The 22,817-nt window shown below is 72.0% G+C and carries 23 protein-coding genes; 13 read left to right on the top strand and 10 right to left on the bottom strand.

Annotated elements, in window-relative coordinates; translation table 11 throughout:
- Positions 1–117: 117 nt before the first annotated feature.
- The 3 genes from BJ993_RS03890 to BJ993_RS03900 all read left to right on the top strand — a co-directional run bounded on the left by BJ993_RS03890 (position 118) and on the right by BJ993_RS03900 (position 2,299).
- A complete protein-coding gene (locus tag BJ993_RS03890; protein WP_179647805.1) occupies positions 118–846 on the top strand; it encodes an SDR family NAD(P)-dependent oxidoreductase in 729 nt (242 codons plus the stop codon).
- Between the two features lie 78 nt (positions 847–924).
- Positions 925–1,659, top strand: a complete 735-nt coding sequence (locus BJ993_RS03895; protein ID WP_218864596.1) for an SDR family NAD(P)-dependent oxidoreductase — start codon at positions 925–927, stop codon at positions 1,657–1,659.
- 64 nt (positions 1,660–1,723) lie between these two features.
- The gene (locus BJ993_RS03900; protein ID WP_179647806.1) at positions 1,724–2,299 is read left to right on the top strand and encodes a VanZ family protein; all 576 of its coding nucleotides are present in this window, start codon (positions 1,724–1,726) and stop codon (positions 2,297–2,299) included.
- Here BJ993_RS03900 and BJ993_RS03905 read toward each other — a convergent pair.
- A complete protein-coding gene (locus BJ993_RS03905; protein WP_179647807.1) occupies positions 2,282–2,722 on the bottom strand; it encodes an SRPBCC family protein in 441 nt (146 codons plus the stop codon). The genes BJ993_RS03900 and BJ993_RS03905 overlap by 18 nt on opposite strands.
- Positions 2,723–2,792: 70 nt before the next feature.
- Between BJ993_RS03905 and BJ993_RS03910 the strand changes: the two genes are divergently transcribed.
- Both BJ993_RS03910 and BJ993_RS03915 read left to right on the top strand, forming a co-directional pair.
- The gene (locus tag BJ993_RS03910; RefSeq protein WP_036541761.1) at positions 2,793–3,176 is read left to right on the top strand and encodes a MerR family transcriptional regulator; all 384 of its coding nucleotides are present in this window, start codon (positions 2,793–2,795) and stop codon (positions 3,174–3,176) included.
- Between the two features lie 34 nt (positions 3,177–3,210).
- Positions 3,211–4,200 carry an aldo/keto reductase gene (locus BJ993_RS03915; protein ID WP_179647808.1) on the top strand — a complete coding sequence of 330 codons (990 nt, stop codon included), beginning with the start codon at positions 3,211–3,213 and terminating at the stop codon, positions 4,198–4,200.
- Positions 4,201–4,231: 31 nt separating this feature from the next.
- On the opposite strand, the gene BJ993_RS03920 is transcribed toward BJ993_RS03915, so the two are convergent.
- Entirely contained in the window at positions 4,232–6,496 is a 2,265-nt protein-coding gene (locus BJ993_RS03920) for an FdhF/YdeP family oxidoreductase (RefSeq protein WP_179647809.1), read from the bottom strand.
- A gap of 106 nt (positions 6,497–6,602) precedes the next feature.
- Between BJ993_RS03920 and BJ993_RS03925 the strand changes: the two genes are divergently transcribed.
- Complete coding sequence (locus tag BJ993_RS03925; protein WP_308645465.1) at positions 6,603–8,279, top strand: phospho-sugar mutase; 1,677 nt, start codon at positions 6,603–6,605, stop codon at positions 8,277–8,279.
- Between the two features lie 3 nt (positions 8,280–8,282).
- On the opposite strand, the gene BJ993_RS03930 is transcribed toward BJ993_RS03925, so the two are convergent.
- Positions 8,283–8,843: a hypothetical protein gene (locus BJ993_RS03930; protein ID WP_179647810.1), complete on the bottom strand. Its 561-nt coding sequence runs from the start codon at positions 8,841–8,843 to the stop codon at positions 8,283–8,285.
- A 23-nt stretch (positions 8,844–8,866) separates the two neighbouring features.
- Here BJ993_RS03930 and deoC point away from each other — a divergent pair, with 23 nt between their 5' ends.
- Genes deoC through BJ993_RS03950 form a run of 4 tightly spaced genes read left to right on the top strand, consistent with a single transcriptional unit; the run spans position 8,867 to position 12,438 of the window.
- Complete coding sequence (deoC, locus tag BJ993_RS03935) at positions 8,867–9,850, top strand: deoxyribose-phosphate aldolase (RefSeq protein WP_051931603.1); 984 nt, start codon at positions 8,867–8,869, stop codon at positions 9,848–9,850.
- Between the two features lie 12 nt (positions 9,851–9,862).
- Positions 9,863–11,299 (top strand): aldehyde dehydrogenase family protein, encoded by a 1,437-nt coding sequence (locus BJ993_RS03940; protein ID WP_179647811.1) that lies wholly within the window; start codon positions 9,863–9,865, stop codon positions 11,297–11,299.
- Positions 11,299–12,168: an aldehyde dehydrogenase family protein gene (locus tag BJ993_RS03945; RefSeq protein ID WP_179647812.1), complete on the top strand. Its 870-nt coding sequence runs from the start codon at positions 11,299–11,301 to the stop codon at positions 12,166–12,168. Before BJ993_RS03940 ends, BJ993_RS03945 begins: the two co-directional genes overlap by 1 nt.
- Before the next feature lie 3 nt (positions 12,169–12,171).
- On the top strand, positions 12,172–12,438 hold the full coding sequence (locus tag BJ993_RS03950) for a hypothetical protein (RefSeq protein ID WP_179647813.1): 267 nt from the start codon (positions 12,172–12,174) through the stop codon (positions 12,436–12,438).
- A gap of 54 nt (positions 12,439–12,492) precedes the next feature.
- Here BJ993_RS03950 and BJ993_RS03955 read toward each other — a convergent pair whose 3' ends face one another.
- The 3 genes from BJ993_RS03955 to BJ993_RS03965 all read right to left on the bottom strand — a co-directional run bounded on the left by BJ993_RS03955 (position 12,493) and on the right by BJ993_RS03965 (position 16,894).
- Positions 12,493–13,785 carry an HNH endonuclease signature motif containing protein gene (locus BJ993_RS03955; RefSeq protein WP_179647814.1) on the bottom strand — a complete coding sequence of 431 codons (1,293 nt, stop codon included), beginning with the start codon at positions 13,783–13,785 and terminating at the stop codon, positions 12,493–12,495.
- A gap of 346 nt (positions 13,786–14,131) precedes the next feature.
- Positions 14,132–15,325 carry a dipeptidase gene (locus BJ993_RS03960; protein WP_308645466.1) on the bottom strand — a complete coding sequence of 398 codons (1,194 nt, stop codon included), beginning with the start codon at positions 15,323–15,325 and terminating at the stop codon, positions 14,132–14,134.
- Positions 15,326–15,358: 33 nt separating this feature from the next.
- Positions 15,359–16,894, bottom strand: a complete 1,536-nt coding sequence (locus BJ993_RS03965) for a protein kinase domain-containing protein (RefSeq protein ID WP_179647815.1) — start codon at positions 16,892–16,894, stop codon at positions 15,359–15,361.
- A gap of 78 nt (positions 16,895–16,972) precedes the next feature.
- Between BJ993_RS03965 and BJ993_RS03970 the strand changes: the two genes are divergently transcribed.
- Positions 16,973–17,605, top strand: a complete 633-nt coding sequence (locus tag BJ993_RS03970; RefSeq protein WP_179647816.1) for an AAA family ATPase — start codon at positions 16,973–16,975, stop codon at positions 17,603–17,605.
- Complete coding sequence (locus BJ993_RS03975) at positions 17,589–18,107, top strand: hypothetical protein (protein ID WP_179647817.1); 519 nt, start codon at positions 17,589–17,591, stop codon at positions 18,105–18,107. The genes BJ993_RS03970 and BJ993_RS03975 overlap by 17 nt, the downstream gene beginning before the upstream one ends.
- 23 nt (positions 18,108–18,130) lie before the next feature.
- On the opposite strand, the gene BJ993_RS03980 is transcribed toward BJ993_RS03975, so the two are convergent.
- From BJ993_RS03980 to BJ993_RS03995, 4 genes are read right to left on the bottom strand one after another with little or no spacing between them, the layout of a single operon-like run.
- On the bottom strand, positions 18,131–19,210 hold the full coding sequence (locus BJ993_RS03980) for an adenosine deaminase (RefSeq protein ID WP_179647818.1): 1,080 nt from the start codon (positions 19,208–19,210) through the stop codon (positions 18,131–18,133).
- Between the two features lie 23 nt (positions 19,211–19,233).
- Positions 19,234–19,749, bottom strand: a complete 516-nt coding sequence (locus BJ993_RS03985) for a hypothetical protein (RefSeq protein ID WP_179647819.1) — start codon at positions 19,747–19,749, stop codon at positions 19,234–19,236.
- Positions 19,750–19,754: 5 nt separating this feature from the next.
- Positions 19,755–21,044, bottom strand: coding sequence for a thymidine phosphorylase (locus tag BJ993_RS03990; protein ID WP_179647820.1), 1,290 nt, complete (start codon positions 21,042–21,044; stop codon positions 19,755–19,757).
- Positions 21,045–21,067: 23 nt separating this feature from the next.
- Positions 21,068–21,454, bottom strand: a complete 387-nt coding sequence (locus BJ993_RS03995) for a cytidine deaminase (RefSeq protein WP_036541793.1) — start codon at positions 21,452–21,454, stop codon at positions 21,068–21,070.
- A gap of 199 nt (positions 21,455–21,653) precedes the next feature.
- Between BJ993_RS03995 and BJ993_RS04000 the strand changes: the two genes are divergently transcribed.
- The gene (locus tag BJ993_RS04000) at positions 21,654–22,751 is read left to right on the top strand and encodes a BMP family lipoprotein (protein ID WP_036541798.1); all 1,098 of its coding nucleotides are present in this window, start codon (positions 21,654–21,656) and stop codon (positions 22,749–22,751) included.
- Positions 22,752–22,817 lie beyond the last annotated feature (66 nt).

Consider the following 22,817-nt stretch of genomic DNA (forward strand, 5'->3'; position numbering starts at 1 on the left):
GGCGGAGCCTCGACGAAGCCTTGACAAAGCCAGGTGACGGGCGTCACGTTAGGCCTGTCATTTGACACGTGTCAACAGATTCAGACGAATGTCAGCAACGAGTCAGCGGAGGGCAGCATGCAGGTAACCGTCGTCGTCGGAGGCGCCTCGGGCATCGGGGCGGCCACCGCCCGGGTGCTGGCGGAGGCCGGTCACGAGGTGGTCGTCGCCGACCTGCCGGGCACGCCTGCGGACACCTTCGTGGACGTGACCGACGAGACCTCGGTGGCGGCGCTGCTCGACCAGGTGGTGGCCGACCACGGCGCGTTCCACGGCGTCGTCAACTGCGCCGGCGTGAGCACCCTGGCCCGGGTCGTCGACCACGACGAGGCCGAATGGCGACGGGTCGTCGACGTCTGCCTCACCGGCGCCTTCCTCGTCCTCAAGCACGCCGGCCAGCGGGTGGCCGACGGCGGCTCGCTGGTGTCGCTGTCCTCGCTCAACGCACGGCAGCCCGGCACGGGGCTGGCGGCGTACTGCGCGGCGAAGGCGGGCCTGGTCGCGCTGACCGAGGTCACCGCGCTCGAGCTCGGACCGCGCGGCGTACGGGTCAACGCGGTCGCCCCCGGCCTGGTGGTCACGCCGCTGACCGCGCCGGCGATGGACATCCCCGGCGTGCGCGACGACTACCTCGACAACACGGCGCTGGGGCGCTCGGGCGAGCCGGACGAGGTCGCCGCCGCGATCCGCTTCCTGCTGTCCGACGACTCGCGCTGGATCACCGGCGAGACGCTCGACATCAACGGGGGCGCCCACCTGAAGCGCTATCCCGACCTGGTCGGCCTCGTCGAGAAGGCCTTCGCATGAGCACCCTGGGCGGCAGCACCGCGATCGTCACCGGGGGCGGCTCCGGCATCGGCGCCGCGCTGACCCGTGCCCTGGTCCGTGAGGGCGCGCACGTCCTCTGCGGACCTCGACCTCGCGGCCGCGGAGTCCGTCGCCGCCGGCGTCTCCGGACCCGGTACGGCGACCCCACGCCAGGTCGACGTGACCTCCGCGCAGGACCTCGTGGACGCCGCGGACGCCGTCGTCGCGGAGCACGGCCGGCTCGACCTGATGTTCAACAACGCCGGCATCACCTTCCTCGGGAACACCGAGGACCTGACGCTCGAGCAGTGGAACGCGATCATCGACGTGAACGTGCGCGGCGTCGTGCACGGCGTGCATGCGGCGTACCCGCGGATGATCGCCCAGGGCGGCGGGCACATCGTGAACACCGCGTCGATGGGCGGACTGATGGCCGCCGGCCTGATGACGTCGTACGTCACGACCAAGCACGCGGTCGTCGGGCTGTCCCTCGCCCTGCGCACCGAGGCCGCGGCCCACGGCGTCGGCGTCACCGTCGTGTGCCCCGCGGCCGTCGACACCCCGATCCTCGACAAGGGCGAGATCGGGCGGTTCAAGGGTCGCGACTTCTACCTCGAGGGGCAGGGTGTCAAGCACCCCGTCGACCCCGGCGTGCTCGCGCGGCGGGTGCTCGCGGCGGTCGCCGACGACGAGGCGTACGTCGTCGAGCCGCGCCAGGCGCGGATCGCGTGGCGCGTCGGCCGGCTCTCCCCCACCTTCGTCAACAAGATGGCGACGAGGTTCATCGCGAAGCAGCGCGCGCAGGCCGGCTGAGCCGCGATCGGCGGGCCGGCGTCGAATCGGTGGCGTTGGGCCGGGGTCGATAGCCTCTGGCCCCATGGTCGGGTTCGGGGGCACCGGGGTGATGCTGCTCGGCGTCGTCGTCGCGGGTGCCGCCTGCGGCCTGCTGGGCCTGCTCCTGGTCCGCCCGCTCGGCTGGGTCTCGGCGGCCGCGATCGCAGGCTTCGTGTGGTCGGTCGCGGTGATCGGCCTGGTCACGCTCGTGCCCGCCGAGGCCAACCCCGGCATCGTCCCGGCCGAGGGCCGGCTGACCTCCTGCTCGTGGGACATCGGCGGGCCGGCACCCGACGGCTTCTGGATCTTCCAGTCCGGCCAGCGGGCGCTCAACACGGTGCTCTTCGTGCCGGCCGGCGCCCTGCTCGTGCTGGCCGTGGGCCGCTGGCGGGCCGGCTGGCTGCTCGCGCCCCTGGGCGTGGCCGCGCTGGCCGGCTACTCCGTGGTGATCGAGAAGACGCAGCTCGAGCTCGCCCGGATCGACCGCGCCTGCGACGTCACCGACATCATCGACAACTCCACGGGCGCCGCGCTCGGCGCCCTCATCGGGCTCGTCCTGCTCGTGGTGCTCCAGCCCTGGCGGCACCGGCGGCGCAAGCTCTCAGGCGCCCACCACTGACAGGCGCCGGGCGAGGCCGTCGCGACAGCCCGCCATCATCCGGGCGTGGTTCCAGGCCAGCACCGGCCTGCCGGCGTACGACGCCAGCGCGAGCAGGCCGTGGACGACGACCTCCTGCCGGAACTCCAGCCGGGTGCCCGTCGCCGTCGGCGTGAGCCCGAACCGGGCGTAGCCGTCGAGGTCGCCGCTCAGCGCGACCTCCACGACCGGCGGCGTCCGCGAGACCGCGTCGAGGACGAGGTCGAGGGTGTAGGGCAGCGCCGAGCGGCAGCGCACCCAGGCCGTGTCCGGCCCGAGCTTCGCGACCGCGCGCACCTGCGGCCACCACCGCGGGTAGTGCTCCAGGTCCGTGAGCACGCCCGCCACGTCGTCGACGGACGCGGCGACCTCCCAGGCGTCGGCGAACTCGTAGGCGCGGACCATGCGTCCATCATGCCGTGGTCGTCCGCGGCGGCCTTGACCTGGAGCACGCTCCAAGGGGGAAGATCGGGACATGACGGGACTCACCATCGCCGAGGCGTCCGGCCAGCTCGGCCTGAGCGCCGACACGCTGCGCTACTACGAGAAGGACGGGCTGCTGCTGCGCCCGGTCCCCCGCTCGTCCAGCGGGCACCGGCAGTACGACGAGCCCGACCTGCGCTGGATCAAGCTGGTCACCTGCCTGCGCGCCACCGGCATGCCGATCCGCGACGTCCGTCGCTACGCCGCGCTCGTGCGCGAGGGCGACGGCAACGAGGAGGAGCGGCTCGCGCTGCTGCACGCCCACCGCGAGAGCGTGCTGCGCGAGCTCGCCGAGGTCACCGCCCACCTGGGCGCGATCGACCACAAGATCGGCATCTACGAGCACAAGCTGGAATTGCTCGAGCAGAGCGCTTGACCTGGAGCGCGCTCCAAGGAGTTGGCTGGTGGTCATGACGATCCCCACCCGCACCCTCGGTACGACGTCCCCCCTCACCGTCTCCGCCCTCGGCCTCGGCTGCATGGGCATGTCGGAGTTCTACGGCTCCCCCGACGAGGCTGGCGGCATCGCGACCATCCACCGCGCGCTCGACCTCGGTGTCACCTTCCTCGACACCGCGGACATGTACGGCCCGTTCACCAACGAGCGCCTCGTCGGCAAGGCGCTGGCCGGGCGCCGCGACGGCGTCCAGCTCGCGACGAAGTTCGGCAACGAGCGGCTGCCCGACGGCACCCGCCTCGGCGTCAACGGTCGCCCGGAGTACGTCCGCAAGGCCGCCGACGCCTCCCTGGAGCGGCTCGGCGTCGACCACATCGACCTCTACTACCAGCACCGCGTCGACAAGACCGTGCCGATCGAGGAGACCGTCGGCGCGATGAAGGAGCTGGTCGAGGCCGGCAAGGTCCGCCACCTCGGGCTGTCCGAGGCGTCGCCGGAGACCATCCGCCGCGCGCACGCCGTGCACCCGATCACCGCGCTGCAGACCGAGTACTCGCTCTTCACCCGCGACCTCGAGGACGAGATCCTGCCGACCCTGCGCGAGCTGGGCATCGGCCTGGTCCCCTACTCCCCGCTCGGCCGTGGGCTGCTGACGGGTGCGATCGGCGCGACCCCCGACACCGGCGACAGCCGCGCGACGGCGTACTTCCCGCGCTTCCAGGGCGACAACCTCGCCACCAACCTCGCGCTGGTCGACAGGATCAAGCAGCTCGCGGCGGAGCACGGCTGCACGCCCGGCCAGCTCGCCCTGGCGTGGGTGCTCGCCCAGGGCGAGGACATCGCCCCGATCCCGGGCACGAAGCGGGTGCGCTACCTGGAGGAGAACGTCGGCGCGGTCGCCGTCGAGCTCACCGCCGACGACCTGGCCGCCCTCGAGGCCGCGGTGCCGCGCGACGCCGTCGCCGGTGAGCGGTACGGCGACATGAGCACCATCGACGCCTGAGGATCGCGAGGATCCCGAGGAGCCCGAGGAGTCAGCGTGCGGGTGCGATCCGCACCCGCACGTTCTTCATCAGCGGCTGGTCGCTCTGCTCGCTGTAGTCGCCGGCGCCGATGAGCACGTTCATCTCCGGCATGTAGCCGGCGGCGCTGCCGCGGGGCAGGTCGTAGCGCAGTGCCGTGTAGTTGCGCAGCTCGCGCGTCGACCCGTCCTTGCAGGTGGCGACGATGTCGACGAGCCCGCCCTGCTCGATGCCGCGCGCCTTCATGTCGTCCTTGTGCAGGAGGACCAGGGTGCGCAGGTTCTTCACGCCGCGGTAGCGGTCGTCGTCGGAGTAGATCGTGGTGTTCCACTGGTCGTGGGAGCGCATGGTCTGGAGCACGAGCACGTCGGGGTCGTCGGGGACCACGTCGGTCAGCGGCGCCGACGAGAACTCCGCGCGGCCCGACGGCGTCTGGAAGACGAGCTCGCGGGCCGGCTGCTTGAGCCGGAAGCCGAGCGGCAGCCGGACCCGCCGGTTGAAGTCCTCGAAGCCGATCAGCGCCTTCGCCATCGTGTCGCGGATCCGGTCGTAGTCGTCGACGTACCACTCCCACGGCGTCGCGCTGTCCGGCAGCGCCGCCCTCGCCATCCCGGCGATGATCGCCGGCTCGGACAGCAGGTGCGGCGACGGCGGCCTCCGCCTGCCGCGCGAGAGGTGCACCATGCTCATCGAGTCCTCGACGGAGGTCTCCATGAGCCCGTGCTTCTGCTGGTCCTTCTCGGTGCGCGCCAGGCAGGGCAGGATCAGCGCCTTGCGGCCGTGGACGAGGTGGCTGCGGTTGAGCTTGGTGCTCACCTGGACGGTCAGCTCGCAGCTGCGCAGCCCCGCCGCCGTGTACGGCGTGTCGGGAGCCGCCATGACGAAGTTGCCGCCCATGCCGACGAACACCTTCACGGTGCCGTCGTGCATGCCGGCGATCGTGGAGACCGTGTCGCGTCCGTGCTCGCGCGGCGCGGTGATCCCGGTGGCCGCGTCGAGCCGGTCGAGGAACTCCGGCGAGGGCCGGTGGTCGATGCCGCAGGTCCGGTTGCCCTGCACGTTGCTGTGCCCACGGACCGGGGACGGACCGGCGCCCTCGCGGCCGAGGTTGCCGCGCAGCAGGAGCACGTTGACGATCTCGCGGATCGCGTCGGGACCGTGCTCGTGCTGGGTGACCCCGAGGCACCAGCTGATCAGGGTCCGGTCGGACTCGGAGTAGATCCGCGCCGCCTTGCGGATCTCCTTCTCCTTCAGCCCCGACTGCTCGACCAGCTCGGACCACGGCGTCGCCTCGACGACGGCCCGGTAGTCCTCGAAGCCGTGCGTGTAGCGCTCGATGAACTCCATGTCGAGCGCCTTGGGGTCGGAGCGGTACTCCTCCAGGAGCGCCTTGGCCATCCCGCGCATCAGCGCCATGTCCCCGCCGGGACGGACCTGCAGGTTGAGGGTTCCGGTGCGCGTGGCCTTGAACAGCGCCATGTCGACCATCTCGTGCGGGATGATCGCCTTGCGCGACGCGGCCTCGATGAGCGGGTTGACGTGCACGATCTGCGCGCCGCGGTCGAACGCCTCGGTGAGCGCGGTCAGCATCCGCGGCGCGTTCGACGCCGCGTTGACGCCCATGATGAAGAGCGCGTCGGCGGCCTCCCAGTCCTTGAGATCCGCCGTCCCCTTGCCCGTGCCGAGCGAGGCCTGCAGCGCCCGGCCGGACGCCTCGTGACACATGTTCGAGCAGTCGGGCAGGTTGTTGGTGCCGAGCTCCCGCGCCATGAGCTGGTAGAGGAAGGTGGCCTCGTTGCCGAGCCGGCCGGAGGTGTAGAAGGCCGCCTGGTCGGGGCTGTCGAGGGCACGCAGCTCCGCACCGACGAGGGCGAACGCCTCGGCCCAGCCGATCGGGACGTACTTGTCCGACTCCGCGTCGTAGACCATCGGCTCGGTCAGCCGGCCCTGGTCCTCGAGGGCGAAGTCCGACCAGCCCTCCAGCTCGGTGACCGTGTGCTGCGCGAAGAACTCGCGGCCGACGCGCTTCGAGGTCATCTCCCAGACGACGTGCTTGATGCCGTTCTCGCAGATGTCGAGCTTCAGGCCCTTGAGATCGTCGGGCCAGGCGCAGCCCGGACAGTCGAAGCCGTCGTTCTCGTGGTTCATGCGGAACATCGCGGCGCTCCCCCGGCCGAACGCGTGCTCCTTCGCGAGCACCTTGTTCACCGAGATCGCGGCACCCCAGCCTGCTGCGGGGTGGTGGTAGTCCTTCTGCGACCAGCTCTCGTCCGCCATGGTGCGAACCTAGTCCGGAGGGCACGTCGCGCGACAGAGCGTCACGGACAATCGCCGGGCGTCGGGTTGGGCGCGGTGCACTGGCCGGGGCGGCTACCGTGGCCCGGTGACCACGCCCGACACCGACGTCCTGATCACCCGGGCCCAGGCCTGGCTCGCCGAGGACCCCGACGAGCACACCCGCGACGAGATGACCCGTGTGGTCGCCGCCGTCCAGGCCGGGGACGCGGATGCGCGCGACGACCTCGCCGACCGGTTCCGGGGCACGCTCGAGTTCGGCACCGCGGGCCTGCGTGGCGCGCTCGGTGCGGGGCCGAACCGGATGAACCGCGTCGTCGTCATCCGCGCCGCGGCCGGCCTGGCGTCGTACCTCCTGCAGGAGGGGACGGACCCGGGCACCCCCGTCGTCATCGGGTACGACGCCCGCCACAACTCCGACGTCTTCGCGCGTGACACGGCCGAGGTCATGGCGGGCGCCGGGCTCAAGCCGCTGCTCCTGCCGCGGCCGCTCCCCACCCCGCTGCTGGCCTTCGCCATCCGCGAGCTCGGGTGCGCCGCCGGCGTGATGGTCACCGCCAGCCACAACCCGCCGCAGGACAACGGCTACAAGGTCTACCTCGGCGACGGCAGCCAGATCGTGCCGCCCGCCGACAGCGGCATCGCCGAGCGGATCGCCGCCGTCGGCAACCTCGCCTCCGTGCGGCGGGTGCCGCTCGACACGACCGGCGGTCGGGTGCTCGATGAGGGCATCGTCGACGCCTACCTCGACACGGTCGCCGCGATCGCCGGCGACGGCCCGCGCGACCTCGCGATCGTCTACACCCCGCTCCACGGCGTGGGCGGCGGCGCCCTGCCGGCGGTGCTGGAGACCGCCGGCTTCTCCGCCCCGACGATCGTCGCCGAGCAGGAGCAGCCGGACCCCGACTTCCCGACGGTCGCCTTCCCCAACCCGGAGGAGCCCGGCGCCATCGACCGCGCGGTCGCCCTGGCCCAGCGCACCGGCGCCGACCTGGTGGTCGCCAACGACCCCGACGCCGACCGGTGCGCGCTGGCCGTGCCCGATGCCGGCGCCGACGGTGGGTGGCGGATGCTGCGCGGCGACGAGGTCGGCGCGCTGCTGGCCGACCACCTGCTCAAGGCCGGCCGCGCCGGGGTCTACGCCACCTCGATCGTGTCGTCGTCCCTGCTCGGCACGATGGCGAGGGCCGCGGGCCAGCGCTACGCCGAGACCCTCACCGGCTTCAAGTGGATCGGCCGCCTGCCCGACCTGGTCTTCGGCTACGAGGAGGCGCTGGGCTACTGCGTCGACCCGACCCATGTCGCCGACAAGGACGGGGTCTCGGCGGCGCTGATGCTCTGCGAGATCGCCGCCGAGGCGAAGGCCGCCGGCCGCTCGCTCACCGACCTGCTCGACGACATCGCGGTCGCGCACGGGCTGCACGCCACGGACCAGCTGTCGGTGCGGGTCACCGACCTGTCGCTGATCGCGGCCGCGATGGAGCGGCTGCGCACGCAGCCGCCGGCCGTGCTCGGCGGCTCCGAGGTCACCGCCGCCGACGACCTCACCCGGGGCTCCGCCGACCTCCCGCCGACCGACGGCCTGCGCTACCGCACCGCCGACGGCAGCCGGGTCGTCGTCCGACCGAGCGGCACGGAGCCGAAGCTCAAGTGCTATCTGGAGGTCGTCGTCCCGGTCGTCGACGGCGTCGACGGTGCCCGCGAGGTCGCCACGGCCAAGCTCGCCGCGCTGCGCGCGGACATCGCGGCCGCAGCGGGGATCTGACGGTCAGCCGACGAGCAGGGCGACGAGGGTCGCGACCCCGAGCACGGCCAGCGCCACGATCTCGGGCAGCGCCCAGACCCGGCGCACCTCACCGCGTTCGGTGAACGCGTCGTGCGGCTTCATCCGCCGCCGTACCTTCTCCTCGACCAGCCAGCCGACCGAGTGCTCCTCGGGCCGCGCGCCCGGGCCGGCCTTCGCGTCGCGGTTGATGGTGAGCCGGCTGCGCCCGAAGCCGCTGCCGACGAACCGGTCCTCGTCGACCACGACGACGGTCATCTGGTTGATCTGCACCGAGGTGATGCGGGCGAAGGGGATGAACCGGCTGTGCAGCACGTTGCGCAGCTCCACCTCGTCGCGGTGCAGGAGGACCGCCGGCCGCAGCAGGACCGCCCAGACCAGCACGCCCGCGAAAAGGAGCGCGGGATAGGCCCAGGGCGCGAAGCCGTCGCGGTCCGACACCAGTCCGTAGCCCAGCATCGCCGCCACCGCGACCAGCCCGACCACACCCGAGACCAGCCCGCCCGAGCTGTACCGCTCGGCCTTCTCGCCACCTTCGCTCTGCACCCTGCGAACTCTATGCTGGGCCAATGCCGACCTCCGCCCCCACCGATCCCGTTCCGGGACTCGCGGCGTACTCCGAAGTGACGGCCAGCGACGCCTCGCTGCGCCGGTTCCTCCACGGCCTGCCCGGTGTCGACCAGGTCGGCGCGGAGGCCCGCGCCGCCGGGCTCGGGACCCGCTCGATCAAGACCACCGCCAAGGCGTGGGCGCTCGACCTCGCGATCCGGATGGTCGACCTCACCACGCTCGAGGGTCAGGACACCCCCGGCAAGGTCCGCGCGCTCGCCAACAAGGCGCTGCGGCCCGACCCCGCCGACCCGACCTGCCCGTCGGTCGCCGCCGTCTGCGTCTACGGCGACCTGGTCGGCGAGGTGAAGGCGATCGTCGGCGACCAGGTCAACGTCGCGGCCGTCGCCACCGCGTTCCCGAGCGGCCGCGCGTCGATGGACGTCAAGCTCGCCGACACCCGCGACGCCGTCGCCAACGGTGCCGACGAGATCGACATGGTGATCGACCGCGGGGCCTTCCTCGCCGGGCGCTACCTGCAGGTCTTCGAGGAGATCGTCGCCACCCGGGAGGCCTGCGTGCGTCCCGACGGCACGCACGCCCACCTCAAGGTGATCTTCGAGACCGGTGAGCTGCAGACCTACGACAACGTCCGCCGCGCCTCGTGGCTGGCGATGCTCGCCGGCACCGACTTCATCAAGACCTCCACCGGCAAGGTGCAGCCGGCCGCGACCCTGCCGGTCACGCTGGTGATGCTCGAAGCCGTCCGCGACTTCCGCGAGGCCACCGGCGTCCAGATCGGCGTGAAGCCGGCCGGCGGCATCCGCACCGCCAAGGACGCGATCAAGTACCTCGTCATGGTCAACGAGATCGCCGGCGACGACTGGCTCGACCCGGACTGGTTCCGCTTCGGCGCCTCGACGCTGCTCAACGACCTGCTGATGCAGCGCACGAAGATGACCACCGGCCGCTACAGCGGCCCCGACTACTTCACCCTGGACTGAGGGACTCAGACAATGGCGTTCGAGTACGCACCGGCTCCGGAGTCGCGGAGCATCGTCGACATCAAGCCGTCCTACGGCCTGTTCATCGACGGGGAGTTCGTCGACGGGCGGGGCTCGTCGTTCAAGACGATCAACCCGGCCACCGAAGAGACGCTCGCCGAGATCGCCGAGGCGTCCGACGCCGACGTCGACCTCGCCGTCCGCGCTGCCCGACGGGCCTTCCGGGGCTGGTCGCGGCTCTCCGGCAAGGAGCGGGCGAAGTACCTCTTCCGGATCGCCCGGATCATCCAGGAGCGCGGCCGTGAGCTCGCCGTCCTGGAGTCCATCGACAACGGCAAGCCGATCAAGGAGAGCCGCGACGTCGACGTCCCGATCGTCGCCGCGCACTTCTTCTACTACGCCGGGTGGGCGGACAAGCTCGAGTACGCCGGTCTCGGCCCCGCCCCCCAGCCGCTGGGCGTCGCCGGGCAGGTCATCCCGTGGAACTTCCCGCTGCTGATGCTGGCATGGAAGGTCGCGCCCGCCCTGGCGTGCGGCAACACGGTCGTCCTCAAGCCGGCCGAGACCACTCCCCTGACCGCTCTGCTCTTCGCCGAGATCTGCCAGCAGGCCGACCTCCCGCCGGGCGTCGTCAACATCGTGACCGGCGCCGGGGCGACCGGCCAGGCCGTCGTCGCGCACCCCGACGTCGACAAGGTCGCCTTCACCGGCTCCACCGCCGTCGGCAAGGCGATCGCCCGCGCGATCGCCGGCACCGACAAGAAGGCCACCCTCGAGCTCGGCGGCAAGGCCGCCAACATCGTCTTCGACGACGCCCCCATCGACCAGGCGGTCGAGGGCATCGTGGGCGGCATCTTCTTCAACCAGGGCCACGTCTGCTGCGCCGGCTCCCGCCTCCTGGTGCAGGAGTCGGTCGCCGACGAGGTGCTCGCGAAGCTCAAGCGCCGGATGGGCACGCTGCGCGTCGGCGACCCCCTGGACAAGAACACCGACATCGGCGCGATCAACTCGGCCGAGCAGCTGGCCCGGATCCGGGAGCTCTCCGAGATCGGCGAGTCCGAGGGTGCCGAGCGCTGGTCGCCCGCCTGCGACCTGCCGTCGTCGGGCTTCTGGTTCCCGCCGACGATCTTCACCGGCGTCACCCAGGCCCACCGGATCGCCCGCGAGGAGGTCTTCGGACCGGTCCTGTCGGTGCTCACCTTCCGCACGCCTGCCGAGGCGATCGAGAAGGCCAACAACACGCCCTACGGCCTCTCCGCCGGCGTGTGGACCGAGAAGGGCTCGCGCATCCTGCACATGGCCTCGCAGCTGCGGGCCGGCGTGGTGTGGGCCAACACGTTCAACAAGTTCGACCCGGCCAGCCCCTTCGGCGGCTACAAGGAGTCCGGCTACGGCCGCGAGGGCGGACGCCAAGGTCTCGCCGCCTACCTCAAGGGAGCCGACCTCTGATGGCCCGCATCGACGTGCGCAAGACCTACAAGCTCTACATCGGCGGCGCGTTCCCGCGCTCCGAGTCGGGCCACTCCTACGAGGTGACCGACAGCAAGGGGAAGTTCGTGGCCAACGCCGCCCTCGCCTCCCGCAAGGACGTCCGCGACGCCGTCGTCGCCGCCCGCAAGGCCTTCGGGTCGTGGTCGGGCCGCACGGCCTACAACCGCGGGCAGATCCTCTACCGGATCGCCGAGGTCATGGAGGACCGCCGCCCGCAGTTCGAGGAGGCCGTGCGGCAGTCCGAGGGCGGTACGGCCGCCGCCGCCCGCGCGCAGGTGGACGCCGCCGTCGACCGCCTCGTCTGGTACGCCGGCTGGGCCGACAAGCTCGCCCAGGTCGTCGGCAACGCCAACCCGGTCGCGGGTCCGTTCTTCAACCACTCCGCCCCCGAGCCCACCGGCGTCGTGGGCGTCCTCGCCCCGCAGGGCTCCTCGCTGCTCGGGCTGGTGTCCGTGGTCGCCCCCGTGATCGTCACCGGCAACGTCGCGGTCGTCGTGTCGTCGTACACGCGTCCGCTGCCGGCGGTCACCTTCTCCGAGGTGCTCGCGACCTCCGACGTCCCCGGTGGTGTCGTCAACATCCTGACCGGCGACGCCGCGACCCTCGGGCCGTGGCTCGCCGCGCACATGGACGTCAACGCCATCGACCTCGCCGGCGTCGCGGGCTCGGCCGAGCTCGCGACCTCCCTCGAGGTCGCAGCCGCCGACAACCTCAAGCGGGTACGACGCGCGCCCGACGCCGAGCCGGACTGGTCGGCCGACCCCGGCCTCGGCGCGATGACGGCCTTCGTCGAGACGAAGACCGTCTGGCACCCGATCGGCGTCTGAGGCATGGGCTTCTGGTCCCTGCGCCCCGAGACCGGACTGGGATGGGCGCTCTGGTCGGCCTGTCTGGCCGTCCAGCTCCTGGCGGTCGTGGCCATCGTCCGGGAAGTCCGCGAGCGGAGGATCAACGGCTGGGACGTCGTGGCGCTGCTCTTCGTGACCGTCGGCGGACCGGGCCCGGCGCTCGCCTTCCTGGCGGTGCACGCCTTCCTCGAACGCCGCGCCATCCGCAAGGAGCGGAGCGCCATCGCGCGCGCAGCCCGAGCGCACTGACACCCGGACATGCCACAGGCCCCGCCGGGTCTGGCGGGGTGTGGGGCTCGATGGTCAGTAGCCGTCGAGTGGTGTTGTGCCGGCGGGGCCGACGTGGAAGTGGTGGCCGTGGGGGCTGGTCCACAGGTAGTGGCCGGGGCTGGTGACCTGGTAGCGCCAGGCGGAGTGGGTCTTCGCACGGTGATGCCGTCGGCAGAGCGGGACGAGGTTGCACGGACAGGTCTTGCCGCCATCTGCGTGGGGCTTGGCGTGGTCGAGGTCGCAGCGGACTGCCTGGTGGGGGCAGTTGGGGAACCGGCAGGTGTGGTCGCGGAGCCGGACGCGTCGCTGGTGGCGGTCGGGGACCTCGTAGGAGTCGACCGGAACGCAGTCGGCCAGGTTGATGACCGGTCGCACGATCACGGTCGTGCCGGGGACCTGCAGCCACTCCTTCACCTGCGTCACCTGGACGGGTGACCTGGTCTCCTCACACCGCCCGACGTTGTTGTCGCCGGTGAAGGCGGTGTCGGTGATGTGGACATTCAGCTCCACCCGCCGTCCGGGGGCTTGGGCGATGACCTCGCCGGTGGTCTCGTCGGCGATCAACAGATCAAGGGCCAGGTCGCGGCGGGCGATCGCACCCACGGCCTTCCCACGCCGCACGTCCAACGAGTCGGTGTCGCCGAGCTGGCCCCGTAGTGCTGCTTCCCGGGAGATGGCCTGGTTGAAGTCGTGGCCGTCGGCCGCGTCGAGGTACGCGTCGAGGTGCACGCCGCCGCGCTCATCGGTGTCGGTGATGTTGCAGTGACGGTGCTCGTTCGCGGCCTGCCGCTCGGCCTCGGCGCGTTCGGGGTCGAACCGCAGGATCGCCTCGGTCACAAGACGTTCGAGCTGCGCCCAGCCGACCCCGCCGACGGCGGCGTTGAGGTGCCGGTCCACGAACTCCGCCGCCTGCTCGGGAAGGGAGCGGGTGAGGTCGGCGATCCTCTGAGCCCGCCACGGCGTGACCCGGCCCTCGAGGACGGCGGCGTAGAGAAGCGGGAGGCGCCAGGCGCACTCGATGACCTGCCCGACATACGACCGGCCACCGTCAGGTGAGCGGCCGAGCACCGCGATCAGCTCCATCAGCTGGAACTCCGACACGAGCGGGGCACCCGGGCCGGCGATCGGGACACCGGTGTCGAGGTAGCCCTCGGTCAACGTCGCGGCACCCTCGGGACTGTCGACGATGTTGGCCTCAGCCCAGGCGACGATGTTCATCCACTCCCGGATCAGGAGGTGGTCACGGACCTCGGCGTCGTCAGCGATCCACGACAGCAACGACGCTGTCGAGACCGCCGTCGCGGTGCCGCTGGTTCCGAGATCCATGACTGGATTCTCCCATCGACCTCCGACACAACGAAGCGACGGAAAACCGCCTGTGGACAGGGGAAACTCCATCCGGGGCATGTGCAGAACAAGTGGCGCAACGAGTGATCACGAGGCTGCCGGACCGCACCCGACCGCGCGACCCAGCCCCGCACCCACGCCGCTCGTCGCTGCGCTTGAAGACCCGACCACAGGGAAACCGAAAGCCACAGCACGTGCACCGGAGCCAGAGGTCTCGAGACGGTCGCTGCGCGACCTCCTCGACCACCGGCGGGCGGGGCACAGCAGGTGCACCGGAGCCAGGGGTCTCGTGACGGTCGCTGCGCGACCTCCTCGACCACCGAGGTCACTCCGCGGGCAGCACCGCCCGCAGCACCCGCAGCGTGTTGCCACCCATGATCGCGGCGATCTCCGTGTCGTCGTACCCGCGGTCGACGAGCTCCTGGGTGATGGCGGCGAGGTGGGTGGTGTCCCAGCCGACGGTGGTCGCGCCGTCGTAGTCGCTGCCGAGCGCGGCGGTCTCGACGCCGGCGATCTCGACGACGTGGTCGATGGCGTCCACGACCGCGTCGACGGTCAGGTCGCAGACGGCGGCGTCCCAGTAGCCGACGCCGACCACCCCGCCGGTCGCGGCGACGCCACGGACCTCCTCGTCGGTGAGGTTGCGGTTGACGTCGCAGGTGGCCTGTACGCCGCCGTGGGACAGCACCACCGGCTTCGTGGCCAGGTCGAGCATCTCGGCGACGGCGTCGTGGCTGGCGTGCGCGATGTCGACGACGATGCCGCGCTCCTCCATCTCGGCGAACACCTCGCGGCCGAGGTCGGTCAGCCCGCCCTTGTCCTCACCGTGCATGGACCCGGCGACCTCGTTGTCGAAGAAGTGGGTGAAGCCGGCCATCCGCATGCCTGCGTCGTAGAGCTTGTCGAGGTTGTCGATGTCGCCCTCGAGGTTGTGCAGGCCCTCCACGGAGAAGAGCGCTCCGGTGACCTGCTCGCCGTCGACGCGGTCCGCGATCAGCCGGTCGAGGTCGGCCCGGGAGCGGATCAGGCGCAGCGCACCGTCGGAGTCGTCGGCGGCGTTGCGCAGCTTCTCGGCGTGGTAGAGCGAGCGCTCCAGCAGCGAGCCCCAGGTGCGGAAGGGCTGGAGCTGCGCGATGGCCAGCAGGGTGATGTTGTCGCCGGCGTCGGTGGGGTTGCTGTCGTAGTTCTGCCCCTTCGGCGACTTCGACACCGACGAGAAGACCTGGAGCGCGACGTTGCCGTCCTCGAGCCGCGGCAGGTCCATGTGCCCGCGGTCGCCACGGTCGAGGAGGTCGCGGTCCCACATGAGCGTGTCGGAGTGCATGTCGACGACCTGCAGCGAGTCGTGCAGCCGCTGGGTGTCGGCGGTGACCTCGGGGAGCTCGGCGGGCTCGATCCGGTTCCGCATCCGCTCGATCTTGCCGGGCGCATAGCTGAAGAAGGCGACCGCCAGCACGACGACGAGGGCCAGCAGGGACAGTCCGGTGATCTTCACCCGGCGGCGGTTGATCCAGCTCACCCGCGGACGCTACCAACGCGACGAGGGTCCGGCTCAGCCGCCACGGCGGACCTCACCGATCACGGCGGCGCACAGCTCCTCGACGTCCGACGCGAACCCGTCGGCACCGGCCGCGTCGTCGGCGGTCGCGAGCGCCCGGGTGCCGCCGCAGGCCAGCGCCTGGTCGGCCGTGGTGGCCACCAGCACGACCCGGACGACGCCGGGGTGCACCGGCTTCCTCGGGATCGCGACCGGCGGCGCCGTGCAGGTGAAGGCGGCGTCGTACCCGTGCGGCTCGAGGTCGTGGCACTGCGCCGCGTACGACGCCTGCCAGGTCGCCCCCGCCTGTCGCAGCGCGTCCTGGCCGGACCCGTCGAGCAGCCCGCGAAGTCGCTCGGCCGTGGTCACGCCGGACGCCTCGAGGTCGGCCTTCGCGCCGACCGAGATGCTGACGACGGTCCCGGACGCGCCCCCTCCCCACCAGCACGACGCGGACGCACGTGCGCCGGCGGCCGCGCCCGTCGGCGCACCCTGCGCCCCCGACGAGTCGAAGCTGGACCGGGTGTCGGAGCCGGCGACGTCGGCCACGGCGTCCCCGAGCTCGTTGCAGAACTGGTCGGTCCGGAAGTACGACGGCCTCGGCGGCGCCTCGTCGTCCAGCACCGCGACCGCCGCGGCAGCCCCACCCGCGACCACCGCGGCCGCGGCCACCCCCACGAGCACGCGCCGACCACGGCGGGCCCGGCGGGGCGGTTCGGCCGGGGGCGGCGCGGGTGCGAGGGCGACGACCGGGGGCACCGAGGGTGCCGCGAGCGCGGCCAGTCCCGCCTCGGTCCACCAGGTCGTCCCGTAGGCGCGCTTCGCGGCCCGGCCGAGCGCGTTGAGGAGGGCGTGCGCGTCGGACTGGCGGTCGGCGGGCACCTTCGACAGCGCCTTGCCCAGGACCGTGCGCAGCGTGGCGTCGACCGCCTTGAGGTGCCGCTTCTGCTCGGAGAGCGGCTGCCCGGTCAGCAGGTGCACGAGGAGCGCCGCGACGGCGTACACGTCGGCGACGCGGGTCGTCGCGGAGCCGGGGTGGTGCACGGCCTCGGGGGCCAGGTAGGCGGGATCCGGCCGGCCGATCCCGAAGTCGGTCAGGCGCACCCGGCCGTCGCTGCCGAGCAGCACGGCCGACGGCGAGACCCGCCCGTGCACGACCCCGTGCTCGTGCGCGTGGGCGAGACCCTGGAGGACGCCGTGGGCGACGCCGAGCACCTGCCCGACGATGAGCGCCTGGCCACGGTCGAGAACGTCGGCGAGGGTGGCGCCCTCCACCCGCTCCGTCACGAGGTACGACGCCGCGGAGCCCTCGACGAGCCCCCGGACGCCCACGAGGTGGGCATCGGCGAGCCCCACCAGCGCCTCGACCCGGCCCTCGAGCACCTCGGCCTCGTCGGCAGCGAGGCGGCGCAGCGCCACGGTCTCGTCGTCACCCGTGCGGTGCCCCTCGAACAGGACCCCCGCGGGGTCGGCGCCGATCCGGCCGGTGACCTCGTAGCCGCTGACGTCCGGAGCGGTCTCCGGCTCCTGCGACTCCGTGTCGTTGCCCATGGGCCGATCCTGCCGTGCGCGGCGGCCCGCCGCTGCGGAATCCGCGATGCCCGTGGCGCTGCGGCAGAATGGGCCCCCATGACCGCCCGTGTGATCGTCCTCGCCGGTCCGTCGGGCTCGGGCAAGTCGCGGCTCGCGGAGCGGCTGCAGAGGGCCCACGGCTGGCCCACCCTCCGCCTCGACGACTTCTACCGCGACGGCGACGAGCCGGGCCTCCCGACCATCACCACGGGCAAGAACGCCGGGCTCGTCGACTGGGACCACCCCGGCACGTGGCACCACGAGGACGCACTGGCCGCGCTGCGCTCGCTGTGCACCACCGGAGCGGCCGACATCCCGGTCTACTCGATCGCGGAGAGCCGCCGCACGGGCTCCCAGCACCTCGACCTCGGCGGCGCCACCCGCTTCTGCGCGGAGGGCATCTTCGCCGCGGAGATCGTCGAGGAGTGCCGCGCGCAGGGGCTGCTGGCGGCGGCGTACTGCATCACGCAGCACCCGATGGTGACCTTCTGGCGCCGGCTGACCCGCGACCTGCGCGAGCACCGCAAGCCGCCCCTGGTGCTCGTCCGCCGCGGTCTGGCCCTGGCCCGCGAGCAGCGGCAGGTCGTGCGCCGCGCCGTGGCCGTCGGCTGCAGGGTCGCGAGCGGCGAGCGCGCCTTCGCCGAGCTCGGCTCCCCCTCGACGGAGGACGACCATGCGGTGGCCCACTGACCTCACGCCGCACGCCCTGAAGCAGCCCGACCAGGTCAGCTGCGGCGCCGCCTCGGTCGTCGCCGCGCGGGTGCTGCTGACGCCCTGGCGCCCCGGCGACGCCGAGACCGACATCCGCGAGGAGCACCGGCTGCTCACGTCGAGCCGGAGCCCCCGCGACCGCTTCCAGCTGCCCTGGCCGCGCCGCTTCGGTACGCCGCCGTGGGCGGTCGCCAACGCGCTGCGTGCCCTGACCGGCCAGCGGATCGCGACCGTCAACGCACGCCCGCGCCCGGTGATCGGCTACGAGGTGCTGCGGGAGAGCCTCGCCACCCGCCCGGTCGCCGTCTACGTCGGCAGCCGCTGGCTCCCCCGCCACGTCGCGCTGGCCGTGCGGGCGGTCGACGACGCGGTCGAGGTCTTCGACCCCGCCGCCGGCGCGGTGCTCACCATCGGGAAGGCCCGCTGGACGGGCCACCAGGTCGGCATCGGCGGCTGGAGCCACTTCTGGTTCGTGGTCTGAGGCTGCTGGCTCGGACCCGTGGCTCAGCGCAGCCGCTCGGCGTACCAGGGCTTGATGGTCTCGGTGATCAGCCGGTAGCGCTCGTCGTAGGGGATGAACGCGGACTTCATCGCGTTGACCGTCAGCCACTCCATCTCGCGCCAGCCGTAGCCGAAGGTGACGTTGAGGAGCCCGAACTCCTTGCTGAGCGAGGTGCCGCTCATCAGTCGGTTGTCGGTGTTGACGGTGACCCGGAAGCGCAGCGAGGCGAGCAGCTTGATCGGGTGCTCGGCGATCGACGGCGCCGCCCCGGTCTGCACGTTGGAGGACGGGCACATCTCGAGCGGGATGCGCTTGTCCCGGACGTACGACGCCAGGCGGCCCAGCTTCGCCGTCCCGTCCTCGGCGACGGCGATGTCGTCGACGATCCGCACGCCGTGGCCGAGCCGGTCGGCGCCGCACCACTGCACCGCCTCCCAGATGGACGGCAGGCCGAAGCCCTCGCCGGCGTGGATCGTGAAGTGGGAGTTCTCGCGCTGGAGGTACTCGAAGGCGTCGATGAAGCGGGTGGGCGGGTAGCCCGCCTCGGGGCCGGCGATGTCGAAGCCGACGACACCGCGGTCGCGCCACTGGATGGCGAGGCCGGCGATCTCCATGCCGCTCGCGGCCTGGCGCATCGCGGTGAGCAGGTGGCGGACCGTGATCCGGCCACCTGCGGCGGCCATGCCCTCCTCGAAGCCCTGCTGCACCGCGGCCACCACCTCGTCGAGCCCGAGGCCGGCCTCGACGTGCAGCTCCGGCGCGTAGCGGATCTCCGCGTAGACCACGCCGTCGGCGGCCAGGTCCTCGACGCACTCGCGGGCGACCCGGGTCAGCGCGTCGGCGGTCTGCATGACGCCGACGGTGTGCGCGAAGGTCTCGAGGTAGCGCTCAAGCGAGCCCGAGTCGGCCGCCTCGGCGAACCAGGTCGCCAGCTCGTCCGGGTCCGTCGTCGGCAGCTCGTGTCCCACGGCCGCCGCGAGGTCGACGATCGTCGCGGGCCGCAGGCCCCCGTCGAGGTGGTCGTGCAGGAGGACCTTGGGGGCGGCCTGGATGTCGGCGGCGTCGAGGACGGGGTGTTCCATGACCCATTCCTACCGCAGCGCCGTCAGCCGCGTCCGAACCAGCGCCGCTTCCTCCGCTCGGGCACGGGCGAGCTGAACGCCAGCGACCGTGCCGTGCCCGTCGCCAGGTCGGCGAGGCGGAGGCCGGTGCGGGCCTCCAGCAGCCGGCGCAGGCCGCGCTCGTCGAGCACGCGCAGGGTGCCCTCCTCCGGCAGCGGGTCGCCCTCGTCGACGACCACCTCCCCCTCGCCGCACGACCAGGAGCGCCGGCCGCCGGCGTGCGCGACCGTCCACGTGTAGTAGTCGACCGTGCTCATGAAGAAGGCGTGCGCGACCTCCACGTCGAGGGCCGCGTGGAGGGTGCCGGCGAGGTCGGGGTCGGTGCCCCGTCCGATCAGCACGAGGTCGTCGCCGTGCACCACGACCGAGAGGTGGTCGCCCAGTCCCTCGGCGATCGCCTCGTCGGGGGTGCTGGTGCCGCCGTCGGGCATGTAGCCGGCCTTCGCGAGGTCCTCGACCGAGGCACCGCGGACGACGGTCAGTGCCGTCTTCCAGCCCACCGGGCTCAGCCGATCCGGTCGATCACCAGGGGGCGCGGCTCGAAGGGCGTGCCGGCCGGCGCGACGTCGTACCCACCCTCGAGGGCGGCCAGCGCCCGGTCGAAGCGGTCGGGGGTGTCGGTCAGCAGGGTGAAGAGCGGCGCGCCGGCGCGGACCTCGTCGCCGGGGCGGGCGTGCCAGACGACTCCGGCACCGGCCTGCACCGGGTCCTCCTTGCGCTCGCGACCGGCGCCCAGCCGCCAGGCGGCGATGCCGACGGAGAGGGCGTCGAGGCGGGTCAGCACGCCGTCGGCGGGCGCGGTCACCACGTGGCTCTCCCGCGCCACCGGGAGCGGGGCGTCCGGGTCGCCACCCTGCGCGGCGATCATCGCCCGCCACGCGTCCATCGCCGAGCCGTCGGCCAGCTTCTCCGCCGGGTCGACGTCGTCGCGTCCGGCCGCGGCGAGCATCTCGCGGGCCAGCGCGACGGTCAGCTCGACCACGTCGGCCGGCCCGCCACCGGCGAGCACCTCGACCGACTCGGTGACCTCGATCGCGTTGCCCGCGGTCAGGCCGAGCGGGGTGTCCATGTCCGTGAGCAGGGCGACGGTGTTGACGCCCGCGTCGGTGCCGAGACCGACCATCACCTCGGCGAGCTCGCGGGCCCGGTCGACCGACTTCATGAAGGCCCCGCTGCCGACCTTCACGTCGAGCACCAGCGCGCCCGTGCCCTCGGCGATCTTCTTGCTCATGATCGACGACGCGATGAGCGGGATCGCCTCGACGGTGCCGGTGACGTCGCGCAGCGCGTAGAGCTTCTTGTCGGCCGGCGCGAGCCCGTCGCCGGCCGCGCAGATGACCGCGCCGACGTCGTCGAGCTGCGCCAGCATCTCCTCGTTGGACAGCAGCGCGCGCCAGCCCGGGATCGACTCGAGCTTGTCGAGGGTGCCGCCGGTGTGGCCCAGCCCGCGCCCGGACAGCTGGGGCACGGCGACGCCGCACGCCGCGACGAGGGGCGCCAGCGGCAGGGTGATCTTGTCGCCGACGCCGCCGGTCGAGTGCTTGTCCGCCGTCGGCCGCGAGAGGGACGAGAAGTCCATCCGCTCGCCGGAGGCGATCATCGCGGCGGTCCAGTCGGCGATCTCGCGCCGGTCCATGCCGTTGAGGAGGATGGCCATCGCCATCGCGGACATCTGCTCGTCGGCCACCACGCCGCGCGTGTAGGCGTCGACCATCCAGTCGATCTGACTCGTGGTCAGGGTGCCGTGGTCACGCTTGGTGTGGATGACCTCGACGGCGTCGTGCGATTCAGCCATGCGGGAACACTAGTCGGCAGCCGTCAGAGGCCGAGGTTCTCGGGCCCGAACGCCTGCGGCAGCACCTGGTCCATGGTGAGGACGCCCTCGGGGGTCAGCACCTCCAGCGGGGCGCCGCCGTTCTCCCACAGCAGCTGGCGGCACCGGCCGCACGGCATGATCACCTCGCCGGTGCCGTTGACGCACACGAAGTGGGTCAGCCGGCCGCCGCCCGTGGCGTGCAGCTGCGAGACGAGCCCGCACTCGGCGCACAGCGTCACGCCGTACGCCGCGTTCTCGACGTTGCAGCCGACGACCAGGCGGCCGTCGTCGGCCAGCGCGGCGGCACCGACCCGGTAGCCGGAGTACGGCGCGTAGGCGCGCTCGGCGATCTCCGACGCGGATCGCTGAAGGGAGTCCCAATCGACCACGGGGACAACCTACTCGTCGTACCCTGCGTCTGCGCGAGGATCGTCGGCGAGAGCGCCCTGCCGGTGCAAATGTCCCAAGTTGGTAACCGTTTCACCGAAGGTGCTTCCCGCCACGCGGTCGTTGGGTGAGGATGCACCGAGCATTCCCGCCATCCCCCTGCCCGGCCTGCGTGCCCGGGCGCCGATCTGGAGGACATTTGTGAAGACCTGGAAGAGGACCTCGGCGATCACCGCCGCCGCTCTCGTCGCGGCCGCGAGCCTGGCCGCGTGCGGCGACGCCCCGGAGGAGGGCGCGGAGAAGAAGAACGACTACCTGCCCTGCATCCTCTCGGACGCCGGCGGCTTCAACGACAAGTCGTTCAACCAGCTCAGCTACGAGGGCGTGAAGGAGGCGGCCGCCAAGCTCGGGAGCGAGTACAAGGAGTTCGAGTCCAAGAACGAGAACGACTACGCGGGCGCGCTCGAGGGCTTCGTCAGCGCGGGCTGCGACACGATCGTCACGGTCGGCTTCGCGCTCGCTGCGGCCACCAAGGAGTCGGCCAAGGCCAACCCCGACATCGAGTACATCCTGATCGACGACGCGGCCGACGGCGGCGACGACGGCAAGACCTTCGACGGCAAGGCCGACGAGGCCAACATCAAGCCGATCCTCTACGACACCGCACAGGCCGCCTTCCTCGCCGGCTACGCCGCCGCGGACTACACGAAGACCAAGGTCGTCGGCACCTACGGCGGCCAGCCGTTCCCGACCGTCACGATCTTCATGGACGGCTTCAAGCAGGGTGTCGACTACTACAACAAGGAGAAGGGCACCAAGGTCAAGCTCGTCGGCTGGGAGGGCAACGACAAGGGCGTCTTCACCGGTGGCTTCGACGCCAACGAGAAGGCGACCAACACCGCCAAGCAGATCCTCGACCAGAACGCCGACGTGATCCTGCCGGTCGGTGGCCCGATCTACCAGGGCGCGCTCACCGCGATCAAGGACTCCGGCAAGGACGTCGCGCTGGTCGGTGTGGACGCCGACTTCTTCGAGACCGACCCGAACACGCAGGCGATCGTGTTCACGTCGATCCTCAAGAACATGAAGACGTCGACCTACGAGGCCATCCTCGCCGCCGGTGAGGACAAGCTCGACATGGCGCCGTACGTCGGCACCCTCGAGAACGACGGCGTCGGCCTTGCTCCGTTCCACAACTTCGAGAGCAAGATCTCCGACACCCTCGTGTCCGAGCTCGACACGGTGAAGGCCGGCATCATCGACGGCTCGATCCCGGTCACCTCGTACCTCAACCAGTAACACCTCCGGTTCCGGGGGAGGTCGGTCTGCGCCGGCCTCCCCCGGACTGTGTTTCACCCCTGTTCC

Origin of the sequence: Nocardioides aromaticivorans (assembly GCF_013408525.1) — a bacterium.
Taxonomy (GTDB): Bacteria; Actinomycetota; Actinomycetes; order Propionibacteriales; family Nocardioidaceae; genus Nocardioides; species Nocardioides aromaticivorans.

Excerpts from the sequence above, each read along its gene's own strand:
- BJ993_RS03890 (WP_179647805.1), top strand. The coding sequence starts at position 118 with ATGCAGGTAACCGTCGTCGTCGGAGGCGCCTCGGGCATCGGGGCGGCC.
- BJ993_RS03900 (WP_179647806.1), top strand. The coding sequence starts at position 1,724 with ATGGTCGGGTTCGGGGGCACCGGGGTGATGCTGCTCGGCGTCGTCGTC.
- BJ993_RS03905 (WP_179647807.1), bottom strand. The coding sequence starts at position 2,722 with ATGGTCCGCGCCTACGAGTTCGCCGACGCCTGGGAGGTCGCCGCGTCC.
- BJ993_RS03910 (WP_036541761.1), top strand. The coding sequence starts at position 2,793 with ATGACGGGACTCACCATCGCCGAGGCGTCCGGCCAGCTCGGCCTGAGC.
- BJ993_RS03915 (WP_179647808.1), top strand. The coding sequence starts at position 3,211 with ATGACGATCCCCACCCGCACCCTCGGTACGACGTCCCCCCTCACCGTC.
- BJ993_RS03920 (WP_179647809.1), bottom strand. The coding sequence starts at position 6,496 with ATGGCGGACGAGAGCTGGTCGCAGAAGGACTACCACCACCCCGCAGCA.
- deoC (WP_051931603.1), top strand. The coding sequence starts at position 8,867 with ATGCCGACCTCCGCCCCCACCGATCCCGTTCCGGGACTCGCGGCGTAC.
- BJ993_RS03940 (WP_179647811.1), top strand. The coding sequence starts at position 9,863 with ATGGCGTTCGAGTACGCACCGGCTCCGGAGTCGCGGAGCATCGTCGAC.
- BJ993_RS03945 (WP_179647812.1), top strand. The coding sequence starts at position 11,299 with ATGGCCCGCATCGACGTGCGCAAGACCTACAAGCTCTACATCGGCGGC.
- BJ993_RS03950 (WP_179647813.1), top strand. The coding sequence starts at position 12,172 with ATGGGCTTCTGGTCCCTGCGCCCCGAGACCGGACTGGGATGGGCGCTC.
- BJ993_RS03955 (WP_179647814.1), bottom strand. The coding sequence starts at position 13,785 with ATGGATCTCGGAACCAGCGGCACCGCGACGGCGGTCTCGACAGCGTCG.
- BJ993_RS03965 (WP_179647815.1), bottom strand. The coding sequence starts at position 16,894 with ATGGGCAACGACACGGAGTCGCAGGAGCCGGAGACCGCTCCGGACGTC.
- BJ993_RS03970 (WP_179647816.1), top strand. The coding sequence starts at position 16,973 with ATGACCGCCCGTGTGATCGTCCTCGCCGGTCCGTCGGGCTCGGGCAAG.
- BJ993_RS03975 (WP_179647817.1), top strand. The coding sequence starts at position 17,589 with ATGCGGTGGCCCACTGACCTCACGCCGCACGCCCTGAAGCAGCCCGAC.
- BJ993_RS03980 (WP_179647818.1), bottom strand. The coding sequence starts at position 19,210 with ATGGAACACCCCGTCCTCGACGCCGCCGACATCCAGGCCGCCCCCAAG.
- BJ993_RS03990 (WP_179647820.1), bottom strand. The coding sequence starts at position 21,044 with ATGGCTGAATCGCACGACGCCGTCGAGGTCATCCACACCAAGCGTGAC.